This window comes from uncultured Sunxiuqinia sp. (assembly GCF_947495665.1).
GTDB lineage: Bacteria > Bacteroidota > Bacteroidia > Bacteroidales > Prolixibacteraceae > Sunxiuqinia > Sunxiuqinia rutila.
In genome coordinates this window covers 1-7,390 of sequence record NZ_CANLZV010000031.1, presented here as the reverse complement: position 1 = coordinate 7,390, position 7,390 = coordinate 1, and the positions used below count along the sequence as shown (strand labels likewise).

Genomic DNA, 7,390 nt, shown 5'->3' with positions numbered 1-7,390 from the left:
TCAGCCGGCATGTTTGCCACGAAGTCCGGAATGTCAATGGTGTAAGTGTAGCTCCAGTCATGGTTGTTACCTTCACAATCTTCATAGTTAAATACCCAGACCATATCACCAGTACAAGGAATGTCAGCTGGTGTGGTCACCAAAGTTGGGGTAATTGGATTACCGCAGTAATCATTAACTGCAGGTGGTGTAGGCTGAACCTGAGCATCAGCCAGGCAATTTACGGTTGAACTTCCGTCAGCCGGCATGCTTGCCACGAAGTCCGGAATATCAATCGTATAAGTGTAACTCCAGTCATGGTTGTTACCTTCACAGTCTTCATAGTTAAATACCCAGACCATATCGCCAGTACAAGGAATGTCGGCAGGTGTGGTCACCAAGGTTGGGGTAATTGGATTACCACAGTAATCATTTACGACAGGTGGTGACGGCTGAACCTGAGCATCAGCCAGGCAATCTACGGTTGAACTTCCATCTGCTGGCATATTCGCCGCGAAGTCCGGAATATCAATCGTATAAGTGTAACTCCAGTCATGGTTGTTACCTTCACAATCTTCATAGTTAAATACCCAGACCATATCGCCAGTACAAGGAATGTCAGCTGGTGTGGTCACCAAAGTTGGGGTAATTGGATTACCGCAGTAATCATTAACGGCAGGTGGTGCAGGCTGAACCTGAGCATCAGCCAGGCAATTTACTGTTGAACTTCCGTCAGCCGGCATGTTTGCCACGAAGTCTGGAATATCAATAGTATAAGTATAGCTCCAATCGTGATTATTACCGGCACAATCTTCATAGTTAAACACCCAGACCATATCGCCAGTACAAGGAATGTCATCAGGTGTGGTCACCAAAGTTGGGGTAATTGGATTACCGCAGTAATCATTAACGGCAGGTGGTATCGGCTGAACCTGAGCATCAGCCAGACAATCTACGGTTGAACTTCCATCTGCTGGCATATTCGCCGCGAAGTCCGGAATATCAATCGTATAAGTGTAACTCCAGTCATGGTTGTTACCTTCACAGTCTTCATAGTTAAATACCCAGACCATATCACCAGCACAAGAAATGTCGACAGGTGTGGTAACCAAGGTTGGGGTAATTGGATTACCGCAGTAATCATTAACGGCAGGTGGTGCAGGCTGAACCTGAGCATCAGCCAGACAATCTACTGTTGAACTTCCGTCAGCCGGCATGTTTGCCACGAAGTCCGGAATATCAATGGTATAAGTATAGCTCCAATCGTGGTTATTACCGGCACAATCTTCATAGTTAAATACCCAGACCATATCGCCAGTACAAGGAATGTCATCCGGTGTGCTCACCAGTGTTGGGGTAATTGGATTACCGCAGTAATCATTAACGGCAGGAGGTGTAGGCTGAACCTGAGCATCGGCCAGACAATCTACCGTTGAGCTTCCGTCTGTCGGCATGTTTGCGGCAAAATCAGGAATATCGACCGTGTAAGTATATACCCAGTCGTAAGCATTTCCCACGCAATCCAAGTAGGTAAACGTCCAGGTAATATCTCCTTCACAAGCCGGATCAGTTGACCGGACACCTTCACTAACATCCAACAAAAAACCGTTGCTGTCAGATATAACAGGTGGAGTTGGTTCTGTGGCATCAATGGCACAACTAACTGTTGATGCTTCATTTGAAGGCATCGTTACTGTTGGTTCTCCACTGGCATAAGTATAGGTCCATTTATAGGTTTTGCCAGAACAATCAGTATAAGTATAAGTCCAGATTTTAGCCCCAAAGCATGTAATATCATCAGTAGCCACTCCCTCACTAACTGCCAACTGCCTTCCACAATTATCGAAAACATCAGGATGCAAAGGTTCAACAGTTGCATTAGGATCGGGAACGATCTCTACTCCGTTTGGGGGCATAATAACCACAGGAGCACTAATAATAGTGGTATGTGTCCAGTCGTGTGAATTTCCTGCACAATCTTCATAAGTCCAGGTATAAACCATCTCCCCATTGCAAGCTGGAGTTGCAGGCGTAGCACCTGCCACCGGAGTGATTTCATTGCCGCAAGCGTCATACACGACAGGAGGTGTTGGTGGAACCATATCATCCACACAAGCGATGGTTTCAGTCACATTTGCAGGCATGGTGAAATCCTCCCGTTCAATTGTATAAGTATAAACCCAGTCATGAGAATTGCCTACACAATCTTCATAAGTCCAGGTGTAGGTAACCGTTCCCTCACAATCGACATAGCTACCACCTTCTGCTGGCCCGGTTGGGGTAATTGGATTGCCACAGTTGTCATTTACTGAAGGAGGAGTCGGTTCAGTTGCTTCAGAAACACAAGCGACAGTAGAACTTTCATTTTCAGGCACCGTGAAATCTTCCACCTCAATCGTATAGGTATAAACCCAATCGTGACTATTACCTGCACAATCCTCGTAAGTCCAGGTATAAGTAACAGTTCCCTCACAATCGACATAGCTACCGCCTTCTACTGGCCCGGATGGGATAATTAAATTACCGCAATGATCATTTACTTCAGGAGGTGTAGGTTCAGTCGCTTCAGAAATACATGCGACTATTGAACCTTGATCTCCAGGCATTGCAAAATCGATCACATCAACCGTGTAGGTATAAGTCCAATAGGAAACATTACCTGCACCATCCGAATAAGAATACGTGTACACCCGGGTTCCTTCACAACTAATTGGATCCGGATTATCAACATACCCCTCCAAAACACCTACGATAATACCATCACAATTATCCAATGCGGTTGGAACAACAGCAGGTTCAAGTGCATTGGCCAGGCAATTTACTGTTGAACTTCCATCAACAGCAGAAACAACCGGAGAGGTATTATCTGCAAGTGCGGATGTTAGTTCAATAACATTATTCAACTCATCTTTGTCGGGCGTATCCGACCACACTTCTGCCCTATTCGTAATCGATCCAATTGCCGAGCATTCAGGAGTAACCGTCACCGTATAGGTAACTTCATCACCAACGGCAAAGCTTGGGATTGTTGGCCAGGTAATAATACCAGAAGTATTTACACCTCCATCAGAAATAGCACCAACAGTTAGTCCATCCGGTAAGAGATCTTTAACGACGGCATTAACCGCAGGCTTGTCACCTTCATTTGTTATCGTTAAAGTATAAGTGCTTTCCATTCCAGGCTCAAGTGCTGGTGATACGGTCTTTTCAATTTTTAAGTCAGGTAGAATTTTAACTGCAATCGCCCAGGAGGAGGTGTTGTTGAATTCGTCTATTTCTGTTGTGCCGGTATCAGTTCCATCAATAATAGCAGTATTATTCAACAGATAGGTTCCTCCAACTGTAAAATTGGCTGCACTTTTCACCGCCAAGGTAACATTAAATGATCCCTGATCTCCCGGATATAAAGTTCCCCCGGAAGCTGGATCAATTGAAGCTAAGTCAAAAGTGATTTCATTGCCATCTACAACACCGTTTCCCGTGTTGCTAACATAGCTCAGCTTTCCTGAATCAAACGTATCCGTAATCTTGACATTCTCTACCGGACAAGTCCCTTCGTTCGAATAAGTTAAGGTATAGGTTACCTGTTCGCCTGGTTCTGCTTCCGATTTTGTCGACTCCTTTGTAATTGCTAAATCCGGATGAGATACAATGCTTGTTGTTATTGTATCCCCTGTGGGAGTAGATAAACCATCATAGGTTAAATGAGCAATGTTAGTGAGCGATCCTTTACAGTCACCCTCTGCATCAACGAGAAGTTGAAATTTCACAGTAATTGCATTGTCCGGTCCATCGAAAATAGGATCCAATCCCCAAGTTGCAGTTCCTTCTGTTTCATTATAACTAAACGATACTGGGTCACTTAGTCCATTACCAATCCCCACTTCATAAGTTGCGCTTCCCGGGATATAGCTTGCTCCTTCCGGGAAGAAATCTGTTAAAATAGGATTTGTGGCAACTGCTGAAGATTTATCATTGGAGTTAAATATATAAATGGTATAATTTAGAACTCCTCCGCGTTCAACCGGATCAGGAGTAGCAATCTTAGTTAGCGTTATTAATGGCTCATTCACATTTCCTACAATGAGTGTCTGAGTCCGGCCATCACGCTCTAACCCACTAACAATGGATCTCGCATTAATATCCATACAATTCCATTTATCGCCCGAACCACTACTCGGATTGGTTCCTGAAGGAGAAACTTTTTTAACAAAGAAATATTTCGATTCCCCTGGTCCTAACCACCCTGTTTCCGCTACATTTTGATTATTCAAATCGATAATCGTGCCATCAAGTTCCTGAAAATCTTTATCTCCATTTATGTCAGGATAACAATCATATCCCCGAATGCTATCTTCATCAATAAACAAATTAAAATTGTCATAGATATTTCCTCTATTTTCAACTTTCACTAAGTGGTAAGTCGAGGCACCTGTTGCCGACTTAATGATTCCGTTGACATCAGTCACCTCCGTATCGGAAAATTGCGTTACTCTGGTGATTAGTGAAGTTGTTTTAGGATTGGTTGTTGCAGTACTTTTAATACTTGCTGTACTTGTAAGTTCTGTAAGCGTCCCGTTAGGCATATAAAACCCAGATGACGAATAGCCATATTTAGTTCCTCTTACACCAGCTCTAATCCTAACATGAATCACATATGGCCCTGCCCCCATCAATTCCAACTGGGGGATAAAATCCTTATTCCAGGTAACCGTATGAGCATCTTCATCATAATTCCCATCAGGACTCGCCTCTACAAAGGTATAGTAATCTGGAGTAGTTGGTAATTGCAAGGTGATCTTCACATCATGAGCAATTTGATCACCCGTATTACTATAAGTAATTGTATAGATAATATCATCCCCTGGCTCCACATCCGAATCACCAGTCATTTCAATCGAGAGGTTCTCCTGTGCAAAACCAGCTGTGGCCATCAATACCATGGCACTCATTAAAACAAGCTGCTTTAGCCACCTCATATTTTTATAAACTTTTGTTTTCATACTTGTACTGTTTTAATGTTGCCACACCTGTCAATTGAAGTTCGTTGGAAAGTATTTTTCGATGCATTAGCCAGAAACTGACGAATACACGCGAGTTGGATATCCTGGAAATAATCCAAAGCCTGACGGCCAGATAGAGAGAGTAGAAGAATCATACGATTCAGTCTGAGCAGTGAATTGCGAACCGAACCGCAACCAAAAGAAGTCAGTTTGTTGCTTAAGTAACTTACCCGCCAAATCAAAGTAGAGCATTGCTTCATAGGAATCGTTTATAGTTACGTTTTAGTTTTATGATAACTAGTTGCACGCCTTGCTTTTTCATCCCTTTTAGAGGAAGATATACACGACTGCAAATCAGCTTTGGTAATCAAGTTACGGCAATAAAGAATCCGAGTCAATATGTTAAAAAGAGAAAGCAGACTTGACCAATCAAATGGCATTTATCAGATAGCTAAAACCGGTTCTCAGCTATTAAAAGCTGGGATTTCTTATGCGAAATGGGTAATATTTGACCATTTACGAGAGGTTTATCAACAAATAATTGTTTATATCTGCGCGAAAGCGGGGAGAAAATGACGATTCTTTAAGCAAAGTATCAAGAAGGCTAAATGGCATATATAAGCAGTTTACTAAGTCTTCACCACTTCTTTATTATGATCAATTAAAAAACTGAAAGCAATCGGTTCTAACAGGCAATTACCTGAATTCCAAACCCGGGAATTTGATCGTTCAAAAGATGTTAATAACATATCGGGAAAATCAAAGAATAAGCAAGAAGGTACCCATGCATTGAGACCCCACTGTTTTACGCTTAAAAGGCCAGCGCCTACTCATCTTTCGCAAGAGTGATGTTTAATAACACAAGCCTAAGCAAGGAACCTTTTTAGCCCACGCGGAATAAACAGATGAATAATGTTCTGTTTTACCCATTGGCAGGTAATATTCTATCCAGTCGTATATCCCATTGACGACAGCCTACCAATGCCACGGGTGCTCTGATACACTTATAAGTTAAGCCCGGCTAACCGCTCACTGCCAGCTTTAACTTATTCTGATTCATCTTTTCTTTTCACACTCAAAAAACAGTAATTATGGCTTTAAATTATGCCTTATTTGAGAATCACCTGACCAGTGATCCGGACGATTACATGGCGGTGACAACCAATGGAACAAGCCTGAACCAGGACGACCTGGTAAAACTGATGTTGGTACGAGGCTCCACGCTGACTGAAACCGACATCCTGGCCGTATTGAAAATGGAACGCGAAGTGGTTTGCGAACAAGCCGCTATGGGGCATCACATCACCACGCCTTTATTCAATGTTGGACTAAGCATAAAAGGCGTGTTTAACGGGCTGGATGACACCTACGATCCGGGCCGGCATATGGTTCGCTTAAACCTGTTGCCCGGTAACGAATTGCGGCAGGCAGCAGCAGCCATCAAAACACAAAAAGTGAAGGGTGAGCGAATACGCCCAATCATTGAACAGTTTGTCGATGTATCACTCAACAGTGTCAACGAGCAAGTCAGTGCCGGTGGCCTTGCCCGGTTAAGGGGCAGCTACCTCAAATTCGATCCATCCGACCCTGCGCAGGGCATCTTCTTTATAGATGCCACCAACAATGAAGCCAAGGTAACCGTCGTTTCGCTTAATAAACCCGGTGAGCTTCATTTTCTGGTTCCGCCACTACCGCCCGGAGAGTTCGAGGTGGAAGTTCGCACCCTTATTTACGGACACAAAAATATCTCAGCCGGTAGGCTTGATGCGAAACTCGTCAGAGTATAGTTGTTGTAAATGGTTAAGCCCTCACTGCCCTTGTTTGCATTTATGCACCCACAAGGGCAGTTTTTATATTGATCCTCCTCATTTCTTACCCTTGACCAGTCTATTCAATGAACTTGATCAAGCCACCCAATCATTCTGGCCAGCTTACTCAAGCCGTCCGGGTAGTGTACCCAAGTACTCTGGGTAGTGTAGCCAAGCAGTCCGGGTAGTGCACCCAAGCCTCGTGGCTAAGCTGCCCGGAAAATCGGGCCAGCCTACTCAAGCATCTTGAGCAGCTTGCTCCTTCCACCAGATATGGACTGGATATGCTGAATTCACAAACACCGCGAATAAGCGCGTTTAAAAGATAAGAAGGCAACTCTTCGGCTCTATAGGAAGAACAGTGTCCAAAAGTATTTATGCCGAAATAAGGGAATTAAAACATAAATAGGAAAGGTGCAAGGCACTTAAGGCTTGTAGGACATGAGCATGAAGCCATAGACTGAACACGTATTGAAAACTTCCTTACAATAAAAAACCCACTGCTCCTTGGAACAGTGGGTTTAAAAGAAAGGCGACGACCTACTCTCCCACATTTCTGCAGTACCATCGGCGCTGGCGGGCTTAACTTCTCTGTTCGGA

General features: G+C 43.7%; 2 protein-coding genes. One reads left to right on the top strand and one right to left on the bottom strand.

Annotated features, from left to right (window positions below; all coding sequences use genetic code 11):
• Window positions 1-4,982: DUF11 domain-containing protein (locus tag Q1A18_RS18850; protein WP_299584659.1), on the bottom strand; the 4,982-nt coding region annotated here is incomplete at its 3' end.
• 1,091 nt (window positions 4,983-6,073) lie between these two features.
• Between Q1A18_RS18850 and Q1A18_RS18845 the strand changes: the two genes are divergently transcribed.
• On the top strand, window positions 6,074-6,769 hold the full coding sequence (locus Q1A18_RS18845; protein ID WP_299584656.1) for a DNA-binding domain-containing protein: 696 nt from the start codon (window positions 6,074-6,076) through the stop codon (window positions 6,767-6,769).
• Window positions 6,770-7,390: the final 621 nt, after the last annotated feature.

Coding starts and splice junctions, on each gene's coding strand:
- Q1A18_RS18845 (WP_299584656.1), top strand. CDS start 6,074: ATGGCTTTAAATTATGCCTTATTTGAGAATCACCTGACCAGTGATCCG.